The organism is Streptomyces sp. NPDC057877 (assembly GCF_042796855.1).
Taxonomy (GTDB): Bacteria; Actinomycetota; Actinomycetes; order Streptomycetales; family Streptomycetaceae; genus Streptomyces.
The window spans coordinates 1-15,020 of sequence record NZ_JBHVMS010000019.1 but is presented as its reverse complement, the minus strand read 5'-3'; the positions used below and the strand labels follow the sequence as shown (position 1 = coordinate 15,020).

Below are 15,020 nucleotides of genomic sequence, written 5' to 3'. Positions count from 1 at the left end.
GAAGATGTGCGCACAGCAGTGCACCGCCATCTCGGGAAGATAGTCGCCGGCGCGGCCATCGCGGTGGCCGGGACCGCCGTGATGATCGGAGTCACCCTGCCGGGCACGGCGGGCGCCGACGACGCCACAGGAGACGGCCGGGAGGCCGGGCAGACGGTTCCGGGGCAGGAGGGCCAGGGAGCCCGGGGACAGGCGGCGGAGGTCCCTCCAGCCGTCGTCGAGAAGGCACCGGAGCAGGGCGAGCGGGGTACCGGCCGCGACCCGCTGACCGACGACGAGACCGAGCGGGTCGAACAGATCGCCCTGAACCGTCAGCTACGCTCCGCGGCCGAGGACGTCGACGGGGACCGGGGCCCGGAGCGCCTCGGCGTCGAACTCGCCGAACCGGAACCGGGCGACCTGGACGCGCCGACCGCGCCCCGGCGCGCCGACGTCACGTTCTACGACTACGCCGACGACACGCTCGTCACCCGGACCGTCAACCTCGACACGGGCGAGGTCGAACGGACCGCCACCCAGCGGGGCGTACAGCCCCCGGTGACCCGCGCGGAGGCCGCCGAGGCCGCCCGGCTGCTGATCGCCGACCCGCTGGGCGCGGGCCTCAGGGCGGACTACAAGGACGCGACCGGCAAGGAACTCACCTCGCCGGACCAGCTCCTGCTCAACAGCATGGTCTACCAGGCCGTGCCGGGCGGCCAGCCCGCCGTGCTCGACGACTGCGGCGAACACCGCTGTGTGCGGCTGTTCCCGAAGGTGAAGAACGGCCCTTGGGTCGACGCCCGTGACTTCGTCATCGACCTGAGCACCCGCAAGGTCGGCAGGCTGGGCCGCGACTGACTTGGCCCCCGTTCGGTCCACTTTTCCAACTCACTCCTTACAGGAGTCATTTCGTCATGCCTGAGAACGACAGGAACGACACCACCAGCCGCACCCGCGCGCGGACGGCGGCCCTCGCCCTCGCCGTGGCCGCGTTGACCACCGGTGCCGCGACCGGCGCCGGACCGGCCACCGCACGCCCCGTCGACGGCCCCGCCGCGGCGCCCACGGCGGCGGCCGAGTGCAGCGCCGCCTACCGCATCGAACAGAAGCTCAGCACCGGGACCACCTGGCGCATGTGCTGGCGGTACCACAAGCAGGCCGGACTGGTCCTGGAGCACATCTCCTACCAGCCGCCCGGCGAGGCGCAGCCCATCAAGGTCCTCTCCAGCGCCAAGCTCAGCCAGATCCACGTGCCCTACGACGACGGCAGGAACGAGTACCAGGACCTCACCCAGGCGGGCTTCGCCCAGGGCCTGATGGACCTCAAGCCCGGCGAATGCCCCGGCGGCACCCTCAAGACGGTGAAGGTCCCCGACGCCTGGGACCCCAGCCGCGCGAACGTCAAGGGCCTGTGCACCACCACCCGCGCGCGTGGGCACGCCTACCGCATGCAGGGCGACACCGCGAGCAAGGTCTTCCAGAAGCAGGGCAAGGACCTGCTCGTCTACACCGTCAACCAGGTCGGTTGGTACGAGTACATCTCCGAGTGGCGCTTCCAGGACGACGGCACCATCACCATGAACGTCGGCGCCACCGGCTCCCTCTCGCCGTTCGACTACGACGCCGGGGACGGCCGCGGCTGGCCGCTCGGCAAGGGCGCCAAGGACTACGCCACCAGCCACAGCCACAACGTCTTCTGGCGGCTCAACTTCGCCCTCGACGGCTCCACCAAGGGCCGCGTCGAGCAGTACGACTCCAAGGTCAGCCCGCCCGCGAACGGCGACGGGGGCCCGCGGAACACCACCACCCGCACCAAGGTCACCAAGGAACTCGCCGGTGACGCCAAGAACATGCGCTGGTGGCGGGTGGTCAGCGCGAACGGCAAGAACAAGGACGGCCACGCCCGTTCGTACGAGATCGTGCCCGGCGCCTCGTCCAAGTACCCCGGCCGCGGCTACACCCGGCACGACGTGTACTTCACCGAGTACAACAAGTGCGAGCAGTTCGCCAGCGACAACCTGCCCGACTGCGGGACCGGACACGGCAGATCCGTGGACAAGTGGGTCGGTGAACAGCAGCTCAAGCGTCCCGTCGTCTGGGTGAACATCGGCTACCACCACATCGCGCGCGACGAGGACCAGCAGCCCATGCCGGTCCACTGGCAGGGCTTCTCGCTGGCCCCGCGGGACGTCACCGCCATGAATCCGCTCACTCCCGCGGAGCTGGCCGACCAGAACGGCCACATCGAATAACGGAGGTTGGGCAACGACCCTGCCCATCCGGCTGCACCGCCGACCGCTCCCGGAGTACCCTTCCTTGATCGTTGAGACGGGGAGTGCCCGGGTGAGCGGAAGGCGGTGCGCGGGTGGGCTCGGGAGGCCTGGAGCTGCCCCCTGGTGACGAGGGTCACCAGGGGAACTCCAAAGACGCCCCGCCCGGCACGGTGTCGCTGGCCAGGCCGATGGAGACGCACTCCATCGGCCCGGAGCTGGACTGGGACGCCGAGGCCTGGCACGAAGTCCGCACCCGCGCCCAGCGCGCGGGCCGGGCCTACATCTGGCTGAACCTCGTCGAACAGCGGCTCCGCGCGGTCGTGGCCGCCGTACTGCGCCCGATCTACGAGCCGGTGCACGGCGACGACTGGGTGGTCGCCGCGGCCGGACCGGCCGGACAGGAGTGGGTGCAGCGCGCGGTCGCGGTACGCGAGGTCAGCCGCCGCAAGGGCTATCTGCTCGACCCGGCCGACGACAACGTCCTCAGCTTCCTCACCCTGCCGCAGCTGCGCGAGCTGATGGTGCAGCACTGGCCCTGCTTCGAGCCGTACGTCGACGACCGCCGTGACGTCGAACTCGCCCTGGACGAGCTGGAGGTCAGCCGCAACGTCGTCTCCCGCAACCGCGCCCTGTCCGAGGCCGTGCTGGCCCAGGCGGAGCGCGCGTCGGCCCGACTCCTCGACATCCTGGGCGCGGGCAGCGACGTGCCGTCCGCGCGCCGTCTGCCGGTCGACGCCGTGGAGGACCTGGTGGGCGACCGGTACGCCGACGTCGTCGCCGTGCACGCGGACCGGGTGCGGCTGCTGCGCCAGTTCCCCGCCGAGGACATCTTCGGCGGCGCCCGCCGCATCGACGCCTTCGGCATCGGCCTCAACCTGCTGGTGCAGAACTTCTCCGGGCGCCGCCTGGTCCGGCTCGCGGAGATGGGCTGCCGGGTACGCCTGCTGTTCCTGAACCCGGCCTCCAGCGCGGTCAAGCGCCGGGAACGCGAACTCGGTATCAAACGGGGCGAACTGAGCCGCGCCGTGGAGATGAACATCCTCCACATGCGCCGGGTGCGGGCCCGCCTCCGCGACCCCGGCGCCTTCGAGATCCAGGTCTACGACGAGACGCCGCGCTCCACCGCCTACCTGGTCGACGGCGACGGCTCCGACGGCATCGCGGTCGTGCAGTCCTATCTGCGCCGGTCGCGGGGGATGGAGGCGCCGGTGCTGGTGCTGCGGAGCGGCAACAAGGTGGTCAGGCCGGGCGAGCGGGACGACCCGGGTGAGGTCGGACTCTTCGCCACGTACCGGGAGGAGTTCGAAGTGGCGTGGGCGGATTCGCGCCCTGTGTCATGAAATGCCGTCGCGCCCTCTCGGGAGCTGACCGGAAGCCGGTCCTCCGATTGTCAGTGGCGCATGCGAAGGTGGAGATCACTGGGGGAGAGCACCACCAAGAAGGGGGGCCACCATGGGCTGGCACCGGGAGCTGCTGATCGGCTTCGACCTGGAGACGACGGGCACGGATCCGCATGAGGCGCGCATCGTCACGGGAGCCGTGATCGAGGTCAGGGGCGGACAGCCCGTGGGACGCCGTGAATGGCTCGCGGACCCGGGAGTGGAGATCCCGGCGGACGCGGTCGCCGTGCACGGCATCAGCAACGAGCGCGCGGCCACCGAGGGCCGCCCCGCAGACCAGGTCGCCGACGCCCTCGCCGACGTCCTGACCGGCTACTGGAAGACGGGCGTCCCGGTCGTCGCGTACAACGCGGCCTTCGACCTGACCCTGCTCTCCGCGGAACTGCGCCGCCACGCGCTGCCGTCCCTGCGTGACCGCCTGGGCGGCCTCGACCCCGCCCCGGTCATCGACCCGTACACCATCGACCGCCAGGTCGACCGCTACCGCCGGGGCAAGCGTAACCTCGAAGCCGTCTGCGCCGAGTACGGCATCACCCTCGACACCGCCCACGACGCGTCCGCCGACGCCCTCGCCGCGGCCCGCCTCGCCTGCGCCATAGCCGACCGCCACCCCAAGATCGCCTCCCTCGGCCCGGCGGAACTCCACCGCCGCCAGATCGAGTGGTACGCGGAATGGGCGGCGGACTTCCAGAGCTTCCTGCGGCGCAAGGGGGACGCGAGCGCGGTGGTCGACGGCACGTGGCCGGTGCGGGAGTTGGCGGGGGACCGGGCCTGAGGCGAGGGTCGCCGCCGTCAGAACGGATACCACCGCACCGTCTCGTCCCCGTCCCGCAGTGACGCCACCCTGCGCCGGAACTCCGCCAGCGCCTTGGGGTTGCCCGGTGCGTGCTGGGCGACCCAGGCGCAGCTGGCGGTCTCGCGGGCGCCGCGCAGGACCGCGCAGCCGTCCCACTCGCGTACGTCCCAGCCGTAGGTGTCGGTGAAGGAGGCGTAGGCCTCGGACGGGAGGCCGTAGCGGTCGTGGGAGAGGGCCATGACCACCAGGTCGTGCTCGCGCAGGTCGGCGGAGAAGGTCTCCAGGTCGACCAGGACGGGGCCGCCCGGGCCGATGTGGACGTTGCGGGGGAGCGCGTCGCCGTGGATCGGGCCCGGGGGGAGGTGGGGGGTGAGCGCGGCGGCGGCCGTCGCGAAGCCGTCGCGGCGCTCGCGCAGGTATGCGGCGTCCGCCGGGTCGATCGCTTCACCGGCCAGGCGGAGCCAGCGTTCGACGCCGCCCAGGAGGTCACGGGGTGGCAGTTGCAGGGAGGGGCCCGGCGGCAGCGGCAGTGCGTGCACCAGACGGAGCAGTTCCGCCAAGTCCCCTGGCTCCGCGGGGCGTACGGCGTCCGGCATGCGGTGCCACACCGTCACCGGGTGCCCGTCGACGAGCAGCGCCTCGTCCGTCGCCGCCCGCACCGCGGGGACGCCCGCCCCGGCGAGCCAGTGCGCGATGGCCAGCTCGCGGCGCGCCCGGCCGAGGAGTTCGGCGTCGCGGCCGACCTTGACGACCAGGGCGTCGGCGGCGAACACGGCGTTCTCGCCGAGGGAGAGCAGCCGCGCCGCTCGTTCGTCCGGCAGGACCCCCGCCGCGGCCAGTACCTGGCGCGCGCGTGTCTCGTCCATCGTCCGCTCCTCCGGGTCCGTCTTCACGCGTTCGCCGGTCAGTCTCGCATTTGTGCAGGTGGGGGCAGGGGGAGGGGCCCACTGCCGATTTAGGTTGCACGAGACGTCTCGTCTCGCGTACCGTCGTCGGCATGACGACACCCGCACACCCCGCACCCCTCACCCGCCCCGCCCACATCGCCATGTTCTCCATCGCCGCCCACGGCCATGTGAACCCGAGCCTTGAGGTGATCCGCGAGCTGGTCGCGCGCGGGCACCGGGTGACCTACGCGATTCCGCCCGCGTTCGCCGAGAAGGTGGCGGAGACCGGCGCCGAGGTGAAGACCTGGCACTCCACGCTGCCCGGCCCCGACGCCGACCCGGAGGCCTGGGGCTCCACGCTGCTGGACAACGTGGAGCCGTTCCTCGACGACGCCGTCCAGGCGCTGCCGCAGCTCATCGAGGCGTACCAGGGGGACGAGCCGGACCTGGTGCTGCACGACATCACGTCCTATCCGGCCCGGGTCCTCGCCCACCGCTGGGGCGTGCCCGCGATCTCCCTCTCGCCGAACCTGGTCGCCTGGGACGGCTACGAGCAGGAGGTCGCCGAGCCGATGTGGGAGGAGCCGAGGAAGACCGAGCGCGGCCGGGCCTACTACGCCCGTTTCCAGGGCTGGCTCGAGGAGAACGGGATCAGCCTGCACCCCGATCCCTTCGTCGGCCGCCCCGCCCGTTCCCTGGTGCTGATCCCGAAGGCGCTCCAGCCGAACGCCGACCGGGTGGACGAGAGCGTCCACACCTTCGTCGGAGCCTGCCAGGGCGACCGCGCCGCCCAGGGTGACTGGGTGCGGCCCGCCCACGCCGAGAAGGTCGTGCTGGTCTCGCTCGGGTCGGCGTTCACCAAGCAGCCCGCGTTCTACCGGGAGTGCGTGCGGGCCTTCGGCGCGTTGCCGGGGTGGCACACGGTGCTTCAGGTGGGACGGCATGTCTCTTCCGGCGAGTTGGGCGACGTGCCCGCGAGCGTGGAGGTGCGCTCGTGGGTGCCGCAGCTCGCCGTGCTCCGGCAGGCCGACCTGTTCGTCACGCACGCCGGGGCGGGGGGTAGTCAGGAGGGGCTGGCCACCGCCACGCCGATGATCGCCGTGCCGCAGGCCGTGGACCAGTTCGGGAACGCGGACATGCTCCAGGGGTTGGGTGTCGCCCGGCACCTTCCGATGGAGGAGGCGAGGGCGGACTCCCTGCGTGCGACCGCGCTTGCCCTGGTCGACGATTCCGAGGTGGCTCGTCGGCTGAAGGACATTCAGGAGGAGATGGCCGGGGAGGGCGGTACCCCGCGGGCCGCCGACCTGATCGAGGCGGAGCTGGAGCTTGCGGGGGGTGGGGTGCGGGGCTGAGTGGGTGGTCGTCCGCGGGTCGTCGTCCGTCGGTCGTCGTCTGCGGGTGGCCGTCCGCGGGTGGCCGTCCGCCGGTCGCCGTCCGCGGGTGGCCGTCCGCGGGTCGTCGTCCGTCGGTCGTCGTCCGCGGGTTGTCGGGGGCTGGTCGCGCAGTTCCCCGCGCCCCTGGGACGTGCGGTCGTCCCGCGTCTCAGGGAGACGCCGTTGTCCCGGCCCCTGGGACGTGCGGTCGTCCCGCGTCTCAGGGAGACGCCGTTGTCCCGGCCCCTGGGACGTGCGGTCGTCCCGCGTCTCAGGGAGACGCCGTTGTCCCGGCCCCTGGGACGTGCAGTTGTCCCGCGCCTCAAGGGCGCGCCGTCGTCCCGCCCCTCAGGGGCGCGCAGTCGCCCCGCGCCTCAGGAACGCGCAGTCGCCCGCGCCTCGTGCGAGGCGCGGGCGACTGGCGTGGCGTGGCGGTGGGTCAGACTCCGACCCGTTCGCCTTCCTCCTCCTCCGCGAGCCCCGACGGCCGCTCCCCGGCCACCACGTCGGCGGACTCGTCGTGCGTCAGGTCCGGCAGGCGGTGCATCCACCGCGGCAGGTACCAGTTCCGCTCGCCGAGCAGGGCCATGACCGCCGGGAGCAGCACGCCGCGGATGATCGTCGCGTCGATCAGGACGGCCGCGGCGAGTCCGACGCCCATCTGCTTCATGGACTGCATCGACAGGGTTCCGAAGATCGCGAAGACGGCGACCATGATGACGGCGGCGCTGGTGACGACGCCCGCCGTGGTGATGACGCCGTGGGCGATGGCGTCCTGCGTCGTACGGCCCCGCAGTCGCGCCTCGCGGATCCGGGAGACCACGAACACGTGGTAGTCCATGGACAGGCCGAACAGGATCACGAAGAGGAACAGCGGCAGCCAGCTGACGATGGCGCCGACGCCCTCCGCGCCCACCAGCGACGCGCCCCAGCCGTGCTGGAAGACGGCGACGAGGATGCCGTAGGCGGCGCCCACCGAGAGCAGGTTCAGCGCGATCGAGGTGATGGCGACGGTGAGGGAGCGGAAGGACAGCAGCATCAGCAGGAAGGCGAAGACCACCACGAAGACGAAGACCGGGACGACCGAGCCGACCAACTGGTCGTTGAAGTCCTTCGAACCGGCGACCTGCCCGGTGATCGGCGCCTCGACGCCGTCGACCCGGCCGAGGGTGTCGGGCCGTACGTCGTCGCGCAGCTTGTCCAGGCTCTCGCCCGCCTTGTCCAGGTCGGAGCCGCCGACCAGGGGGACGTAGACGAAGGCGACGTTCTGGTCGTCGTGCAGCTTGATGTCGACCGGGCCGCGCGAGGCGCCCGAACTGATCGCCTTCGCACGGAAGTCGGCGAGCGCCGACCGCACCTCGGGCGCGTTGATGTCATCGGCCTTGACGACCACCTCGGCCGGGTCGGAGCCGCCGGGGAAGGCGTCGTTGACTCGGTTGTAGGTCTGGACGATGGGCAGCGAGTCGCCGAACTCCTGGTCCAGGGTGAGGTTCTGGGTCTTCATGCCGACCGCGGGCGCGGCGATGGCCAGCAGCGCACCGGCGGCGACGACGACGGCGAGCACCGGCCGGGCGAGCACGCCCTTCAGTACGGCGCTCCAGAACCGGCTCTCCCGGCCCGCGCCCTTGCCGCCCTTGCCGCCGCGGCGCCGCAGGAACGGGATGCGGCCCTTCTCCACCCGCTCGCCCAGCAGCGACAGCAGCGCGGGCAGCACCGTGACCGAGCCGACCATGGCGACCGCGACCACCATCAGCGAGGCCAGGCCCATCGCCTCGAACTCGGCGAGCCCGGTGAACAGCATGCCCGCCATCGCCACGCAGACCGTGACGCCGGAGACGACGACCGCCCGGCCGCTGGTGGCGGCGGCGATCCGCAGGGCCGTCTGCGCGTCCCGGCCCGCCTCGCGCTCCTCGCGCTCACGGCGCAGGTAGAACAGGCAGTAGTCGACGCCGACGGCCAGACCGACCAGCAGCATCACGGAGTTGGCGGTGTCGCTCATCGGCATGACATGGCTGACGACGCCCATCAGACCCATCGTCGCCATGATCGCCGTCACGGCGAGGAGCACCGGCAGCAGCGCGGCCACCAGGGCGCCGAAGGCGATCAGCAGGATGCCGAGGGCGACGGGTACGGCGGAGTACTCGGCCTTCTTGAAGTCGTCGCCGAAGGCGTCGTCGAACGTCTTCATCATGCTGGCGCCGCCGATCTCCTCGATCCGCAGCGACGCGTGGTCCTTCTGGACCTCCTCCACGGCCGTCAGCACGGGCTCCACCCGCTCGCCCGCCGTGTCCGAATCACCCCGCATGTCGAACTGCACGAGTGCGCTGCGGCCGTCCTCGGAGATCGTCTGCGTGTCGTACGGCGACTGTATGCCGTCGACCGCATCCGTGGCGTCGACCGCCTTCATCACCGCGTCGACCGCGGCCCGGAACTCCGCGTCGGTCGCCTTGAGCCCGCCGTCCTCGGCCTGGATCAACACGGTCTCGCTCGCCGGTTCCTCGATCCCGGCATCCTCGATGATCTTGGCGGCGGTGTGGGTCTCGCCCTTCAGCTGGTCGCTGTCCTTGACGTCCACCCGGCCCGCCGCCGACCCCAGCCCCATCGCCAGGACGACGAACAGCACCCAGATGCCGACCGCCGCCCACCGATGCCGGGCGCTCCAGCCACCGGCCCGCGCGGCGAATCCCCGCACTCGTGTTTGTCCGTTCCCCATGACGGGCTGCCCCTCGTCGCACGGTGACAGCCCCCTGCCGCCACCTTTCGCTACTGAAGGTATGGGCCGGATAAAGCCATATCGTCGTACTGCCTGGTGAGAGTGGGTGGGCCCGCTCTCCTCCCGACGGCCCCCTCTCCCTCCCCTCTGGGGAGGACAGTGGGCCCTTACATCTATCCAAGGTCTCGGGGAGTGGCCTCGGGGGTAGTGTTCCCGAGGGCCCCCGCACCAGGGCGGATGCCGCGCCCGCCCCCACGGGGCACGGCACCCGCCTATGGTGTGGGGGTGACCCAGAGCTATGCGGTGCTGCTGCGCGGGATCAACGTCGGCGGCAAGAAGGTCCCCATGGCCGAGCTGCGCACTCTGATGGAGCGCCTCGACGGCTACGACGCCGTACGCACCTACCTCCAGAGCGGTCAGGCCGTCTTCACCGCCGACCACGGCGACGAGGACACGCTCGCCGCCGAACTCACCCGGGCGATCGAGAAGCACCTCGGCTTCCACGTCGATGTCCTCGTCCGCGACCACGCCTACCTCAAGGCGATCGCCGACGACTGCCCCTTCCCGGCCGCCGACCTGGAGCCCCGACAGCTCCACGTCACCTACTTCTCCGCACCCGTCGGCCCCGACCGCTTCGCCGGGATCGACCGGGCCGCCTACCTCCCCGAGGAGTTCCGCCTCGGCGACCGCGCCCTCTACCTCTACGTCCCCGACGGCCTCGGCCGCTCCAAGCTCGCCGACCAGCTGGCCAGGCCCCGCCTCACCAAGGGCGTCATCGCCACCAGCCGCAACTGGAACACCGTACGCAAACTGGTGGACCTGACCGCGCCCTGAGGTACAGGACAGGCCCGCGCAGAAGGACGCCTTCCTAGGCCGTCGCCGCCAGCCGTGCGTGATGGACGCTCGCCCCGTCGTCGTACCGCTCCAGCACCACCCGCGCCACCTCCGGCGCCGCCCCCAGCACCTCGGCGAGCACGTCCGCCTGGGCCGCCCCCCGCGCGATCCGGTCCGGCAGGAAGCCGGGCGCCAGGACGTACGGGGCGACGGCGACGCGCTCACAGCCCAGGGCGCGCAGCTCCCGCACCGCGTCCTCGGTGCGGGCGAACCCGGCGGGAGAACCAGCGGAGGCGAACGCAGGTCGCACGGCGCACCAACCGGTGTGCCGCCACTCCCGCGCGATTGCTGCGATCACTGCGATCGCCTCCGGGTCGGTGGACCCCGCCGAGGCCAGTACGACCCCGGTCGAGGACTTGTCGGCGGGCGTCAGCCCGGCCTCGTACAGCCGCCGCTCCAGCGCGCGCAGCAGCAGCGGTGCCGGTCCGAGCACGTCCGCCTGACTGATTCTCAATTGTTGGGGCGCACCCTGGAGTACCGCTGGAATGTCGGCCTTGGCGTGGAACGCCCGCGTGAGCAGCAGCGGCAGCGCTACGACGTCCCGCACGCCCTCGGCCGCCAGGGACTCGAGGACACCCCGCGCGGACGGGATGTTGAAGTCCAGGAAACCGGTCTCCACCCGCAGTCCGGGCCGCAGCGCACGGACCCGCCGGACCAGCGCGTGCACGGTCGCGGCGTGCCGGGGATCGCGGCTGCCGTGGGCGATGACGAGGAGAACCGGTGTGCTCATGGGATGTCTCAGCTCCTCACCAGGAGACCGCGGCTGCGCAGCACCCACCGCTCCAGCGGGCTGAAGATCAGCAGGTCGATGGCGATACCGACGATCAGGATGAGCAGGATGGCGAGGAAGACCATGGACATGGAGCTGTTGTTGCGGCCGTTCTCCAACAACTGCCCCAGTCCGACGCCCAGGTCCGGCGAGGACGCGATGATCTCCGCGGCCATCAGCGACCGCCAGGCGAACGCCCAGCCCTGCTTCAGACCCGACACATAGCCGGGCAGCGCGGCGGGCATCACGATGTGCCAGGTGCCCTTCAGCCCGGTGGCACCCAGCGTGCGGCCCGCGCGCAGGAACAGCGGCGGCACCTGGTCGACGCCCGACACCAGTCCGTTGGCGATGGACGGGACCGCGCCGAGCAGGATGACGGCGTACATCATCTGGTTGTTCAGGCCCAGCCAGATCACCGCCGGGGGCACCCAGGCCACCGACGGCAGCGACTGGAGGCCGGACAGGACCGGCCCGATCGCCGCCCGGACGAACTTCACGCGCGCCACCACCAGGCCCAGCGGCGTGCCGATCGCCAGCGCCATCAGGAAGCCGAGCAGCCCGCGCGAGACGGACGTCCACACGTACTCGTGCAGGGTGCCCTGGAGCCAGGCCTGGCGCAGCTCGTCCCAGACGTCGGACGGCGCGGGCAGCTTGCTCGGGTCGTCGGCCACCCCGGACGACACCAGCAGCTGCCAGACCGCCAGCACCAGCAGGACGGCGACGACGGGCGGCAGCACCTTCTGGGTGAGGGTGTCGCGCAGGGGAGTGCGTCCGGTCTGGACGGACTCCAGGGCGTCCAGGCCCGCTTCGAGTCCGGCGAGGTCGTTGCCGTCCTTGGCGTTGGTGTCAGTGCTGGCCATGGCGGCGGATCTCCCCACGCAGTTCTTCGGTGATCTCGACGGACAGTTCGGCGACGTCGGCGTCCTCGATGCGGCGTGGCTGGGGGATGCCGACCGTCCATTCCTTGGCGATGCGGCCGGGGCGTGAGGAGAGCAGGACGACGCGTTCGGCGAGGCGGACGGCCTCGCGGACGTTGTGGGTGACGAAGAGTACCGAGACGCCTGTCTCGCGCCAGATGCGGGTGAGTTCGTCGTGCAGGACGTCGCGGGTGATGGCGTCGAGGGCGGCGAACGGTTCGTCCATGAGGAGGAGGTTGCTGTCCTGGGCGAGGGCGCGGGCCATGGCGACGCGCTGGCGCATGCCGCCGGAGAGTTCGTGCACGCGTTTGCCGTGAGCGCCCTTGAGGCGGACGAGTTCGAGGAGTTCCTCGGCGCGGTCGCGGCGCTCGCTCTTGGGTGTGCCGCGCAGTTTGAGGGCGAGTTCGATGTTCTTGCCCGCGGTGAGCCAGGGGAAGAGGGCGTGTTCCTGGAACATCAGGGCGGGGCGGCCGTCGGTGGTGATGGCTCCGGCGGTCGGTGCGTCCAGGCCCGCGACGAGGTTGAGCAGGGTGGACTTGCCGCAGCCGGAGGCGCCGAGGAGGGTGACGAACTCGCCGGGGGCGACATCGAGGGTGATGTCGTCGAGGACGAGCTGCCGTCCGGCCGGTCCGGCGAAGGACTTCGACACGTGGTCGATGCGCGCGGCGTGCTCCACGGACGTGTCCGTGTCCGCGGCCTTGGCGAGGGCGGTTGCCATGGTCGTCACCTCCTGGGATCTCACGGGACTGGTGGTCACTTGACGGGTCGTTTGGCGGGTCGTTTGGCGGGTTGCCTGGTTGGTCACTTGACGCCGAGCCCGGCGTCGTCGACGGTCGGCTCGCCCTCGGCGGCCAGCACCCTGTTCAGCGGCCGGAGGTCGTAGATGCCGTTCAGGTCGGGGCGCTCCAGCAGCCCGGCCCGGACCGCGTGGTCGGCCTGGCTGTCGAGGGTCGCGGCCAGCGGGTCGTCGAGGAAGCCGATGGACTCCCACGCCGGGTCGATCACCTCGGCGGGCAGTTCCCTGCCGGTGTCCGCCGCGAGCTGGGCGTTGGCCGCGGCCTTCGCCCGCCCGGGGTTCTCCGCGATCCACCGGTTGGTCCTGACGGAGGCCCGCAGTACGGCCTCCACCGCCTCGGGGTGCTCCCTGAGGAAGCCCTGCGACACGATGACGTTCGTGATCACGAACTTCTTGTCCGGCCACAGGTCGGCCTCGTCGAGCAGCACCTTCGCGCCCTCGGCGACCAGCTTGGACGCGGTCGGCTCGGGCACCCAGGCGCCGTCGACGGAACCGGAGCGGTAGAGGTCGGGGGTGACCTTGTTGTCGGAGCGGACCACGGACACATCGCCCTTGCCGCTCTGCGCGTCGACCTTCCAGCCCTGCTCGGCGATCCACTGGAGGAAGGCCACGTCCTGGGTGTTGCCGAGCTGCGGCGTGGCGATCCGCTTGCCCTTGACGTCCCTCGTCGACCTGATCTTCTCCGGGTCGACCACGAGCTTCACCCCGCCCGACGCCGAACCGGAGACGATCCGCAGGTTGTCGCCGCCCGCCCGGGCATAGCCGTTGATCGCCGGGGACGGGCCGATCCACCCGATGTCGATGGAGCCCGAGTTCAGCGCCTCGATCTCCGAGGGACCGGCGTTGAACGTGGCGTACTCCGCCTTCGTCCCGCCCAGCTCCTGCTGGAACAGCCCCTGCTGACGGCCGACGAGCGCGGTCGCGTGGGTGAGGTTCCCGAAGTAGCCGATCCGCACCGAGTCGAGGCCGTCGACCTTGGCCGCCCCGGCGACCGCCCGCTCGGTGTTCTCCACGGCCTGGGAGCCGTAGCCACAGGCGGCCAGCGCCAGCAGCGGCAGGGTGACCAGCACCGCGAGGGTGCGGCGGAGGGCGGGGGAGGCAGGCACGGGAGGTGTTCCTCTCGGTGGCCCGGCTCGGGCGCCCTGCTCAGGCGCGGCCGGGGGGACGGCAGTTGGACGGGGAGCGGGTCAGTCGGCACATCGCGCGACCCCGCCCTCGCCGCTGCCGAGGGCGCCGCTGCCGACCCGGCCGCCCTCTTTGGCGAACGACGCGTAGTAATCGGTGGGACGGCGCATGCTCAGAAGTCCCACCCGTCGTCCTCGGCCTCGTCCTTGACGGGCTCCGGAGAGGCGAAGGACTCGCCGACCATCCCGGCGGTGAGGGTCGTGCCGTCGCCGGGGTCGATCAGGATGAACGAGCCCGTGCGCCGCGAGTCTGCGTAGGAGTCGACCGGCAGCGGCTCGGCGGTGCGGATCTTCACCCGGCCGATGTCGTTGGCGACGAGCTGCCCGGGGTGCGGGTGCAGGGACAGGTCGTCGAGGGTGAGCCGGGACGGGATGTCCTTGACGATCGCCTTGACCGTACGGGTGCCGTGCTTGATCAGCACCCGGTGCCCGACCGTCAGCGGCTGGTCGGCGACATGGCAGACCGTGGCCTCGAGGTCCTGCGTGGTCGCGGGCGCGTCCTTGGTCGGCACGATCAGGTCACCGCGGGAGATGTCGATGTCGTCCTCCAGCAGGAGGGTCACCGACTGCGGCGTCCAGGCGGCCTCGACCGGCTCGCCCAGCAGATCGATCCCGGTGACCTTCGACGTCCGGCCGTACGGCAGCACGGTCACCGAGTCGCCCACGCGGAACGTGCCCGCGGCGATCTGACCGGCGTATCCCCGGTAGTCGGGGTGCTCGGCGGTCTGCGGCCGGATCACGTACTGCACGGGCAGCCGCGCGTGGCAGTGCGCCAGGTCATGGCTGACCGGGACGGTCTCCAGGTGCTCCAGGACGGTCGGACCGGCGTACCAGTCCATGACCGCCGACGGCTCCACGACGTTGTCCCCGGCCAGCGCGGAGATCGGGATCGCGGTGACCTCGGGCACGCCCAGCTCGAGCGCGTACGCCGTGAACTCCTCGGCGATGGCGGCGAACACGGACTCCTCGTAGCCGACCAGGTCCATCTTGTTGACGGCGAGCACGACGTGCGGGACGCGCAGCAGGGCGGCGATGGCGG

The 15,020-nt window shown here is 71.5% G+C and carries 13 protein-coding genes and 1 pseudogene; 6 read left to right on the top strand and 8 right to left on the bottom strand.

Annotated elements, in window-relative coordinates; all coding sequences use genetic code 11:
- Window positions 1-6: 6 nt before the first annotated feature.
- From ACFVQG_RS37695 to ACFVQG_RS37680, 4 genes are all read left to right on the top strand, one after another.
- A complete protein-coding gene (locus ACFVQG_RS37695; RefSeq protein ID WP_383392940.1) occupies window positions 7-837 on the top strand; it encodes a Tat pathway signal sequence domain protein in 831 nt (276 codons plus the stop codon).
- A gap of 56 nt (window positions 838-893) precedes the next feature.
- A complete protein-coding gene (locus ACFVQG_RS37690) occupies window positions 894-2,231 on the top strand; it encodes a copper amine oxidase (RefSeq protein ID WP_383392937.1) in 1,338 nt (445 codons plus the stop codon).
- Between the two features lie 113 nt (window positions 2,232-2,344).
- The gene (locus ACFVQG_RS37685) at window positions 2,345-3,592 is read left to right on the top strand and encodes an SAV2148 family HEPN domain-containing protein (protein ID WP_383392935.1); all 1,248 of its coding nucleotides are present in this window, start codon (window positions 2,345-2,347) and stop codon (window positions 3,590-3,592) included.
- A gap of 112 nt (window positions 3,593-3,704) precedes the next feature.
- Window positions 3,705-4,427, top strand: a complete 723-nt coding sequence (locus ACFVQG_RS37680; protein WP_383392933.1) for a 3'-5' exonuclease — start codon at window positions 3,705-3,707, stop codon at window positions 4,425-4,427.
- Window positions 4,428-4,444: 17 nt separating this feature from the next.
- On the opposite strand, the gene ACFVQG_RS37675 is transcribed toward ACFVQG_RS37680, so the two are convergent.
- On the bottom strand, window positions 4,445-5,314 hold the full coding sequence (locus ACFVQG_RS37675; RefSeq protein ID WP_383392930.1) for a phosphotransferase enzyme family protein: 870 nt from the start codon (window positions 5,312-5,314) through the stop codon (window positions 4,445-4,447).
- Window positions 5,315-5,372: 58 nt separating this feature from the next.
- Here ACFVQG_RS37675 and mgt point away from each other — a divergent pair.
- Window positions 5,373-6,687 (top strand): annotated as a pseudogene (gene mgt / locus ACFVQG_RS37670) (macrolide-inactivating glycosyltransferase).
- A 460-nt stretch (window positions 6,688-7,147) separates the two neighbouring features.
- On the opposite strand, the gene ACFVQG_RS37665 reads toward mgt, so the two are convergent.
- Window positions 7,148-9,421 (bottom strand): MMPL family transporter, encoded by a 2,274-nt coding sequence (locus ACFVQG_RS37665; RefSeq protein WP_383392927.1) that lies wholly within the window; start codon window positions 9,419-9,421, stop codon window positions 7,148-7,150.
- A gap of 285 nt (window positions 9,422-9,706) precedes the next feature.
- Between ACFVQG_RS37665 and ACFVQG_RS37660 the strand changes: the two genes are divergently transcribed.
- Window positions 9,707-10,255, top strand: coding sequence for a DUF1697 domain-containing protein (locus tag ACFVQG_RS37660; RefSeq protein ID WP_383392925.1), 549 nt, complete (start codon window positions 9,707-9,709; stop codon window positions 10,253-10,255).
- Between the two features lie 34 nt (window positions 10,256-10,289).
- Here the strand turns inward: ACFVQG_RS37660 and ACFVQG_RS37655 are convergent, their stop codons facing one another.
- The 6 genes from ACFVQG_RS37655 to ACFVQG_RS37630 form a co-directional block, all read right to left on the bottom strand.
- Window positions 10,290-11,045 (bottom strand): sirohydrochlorin chelatase, encoded by a 756-nt coding sequence (locus tag ACFVQG_RS37655; protein WP_383392923.1) that lies wholly within the window; start codon window positions 11,043-11,045, stop codon window positions 10,290-10,292.
- 8 nt (window positions 11,046-11,053) lie between these two features.
- Window positions 11,054-11,944: an ABC transporter permease gene (locus tag ACFVQG_RS37650; RefSeq protein ID WP_383392922.1), complete on the bottom strand. Its 891-nt coding sequence runs from the start codon at window positions 11,942-11,944 to the stop codon at window positions 11,054-11,056.
- Window positions 11,931-12,719: an ABC transporter ATP-binding protein gene (locus ACFVQG_RS37645; protein ID WP_383392920.1), complete on the bottom strand. Its 789-nt coding sequence runs from the start codon at window positions 12,717-12,719 to the stop codon at window positions 11,931-11,933. Before ACFVQG_RS37645 ends, ACFVQG_RS37650 begins: the two co-directional genes overlap by 14 nt.
- Window positions 12,720-12,802: 83 nt before the next feature.
- Window positions 12,803-13,903: an aliphatic sulfonate ABC transporter substrate-binding protein gene (locus ACFVQG_RS37640; RefSeq protein ID WP_383392917.1), complete on the bottom strand. Its 1,101-nt coding sequence runs from the start codon at window positions 13,901-13,903 to the stop codon at window positions 12,803-12,805.
- Window positions 13,904-13,984: 81 nt separating this feature from the next.
- Window positions 13,985-14,107 (bottom strand): hypothetical protein, encoded by a 123-nt coding sequence (locus tag ACFVQG_RS37635; protein ID WP_383393039.1) that lies wholly within the window; start codon window positions 14,105-14,107, stop codon window positions 13,985-13,987.
- The coding region (locus tag ACFVQG_RS37630) for a hypothetical protein (protein ID WP_383392914.1) at window positions 14,095-15,020 on the bottom strand (926 nt) is incomplete at its 5' end. The genes ACFVQG_RS37630 and ACFVQG_RS37635, both read right to left, overlap by 13 nt.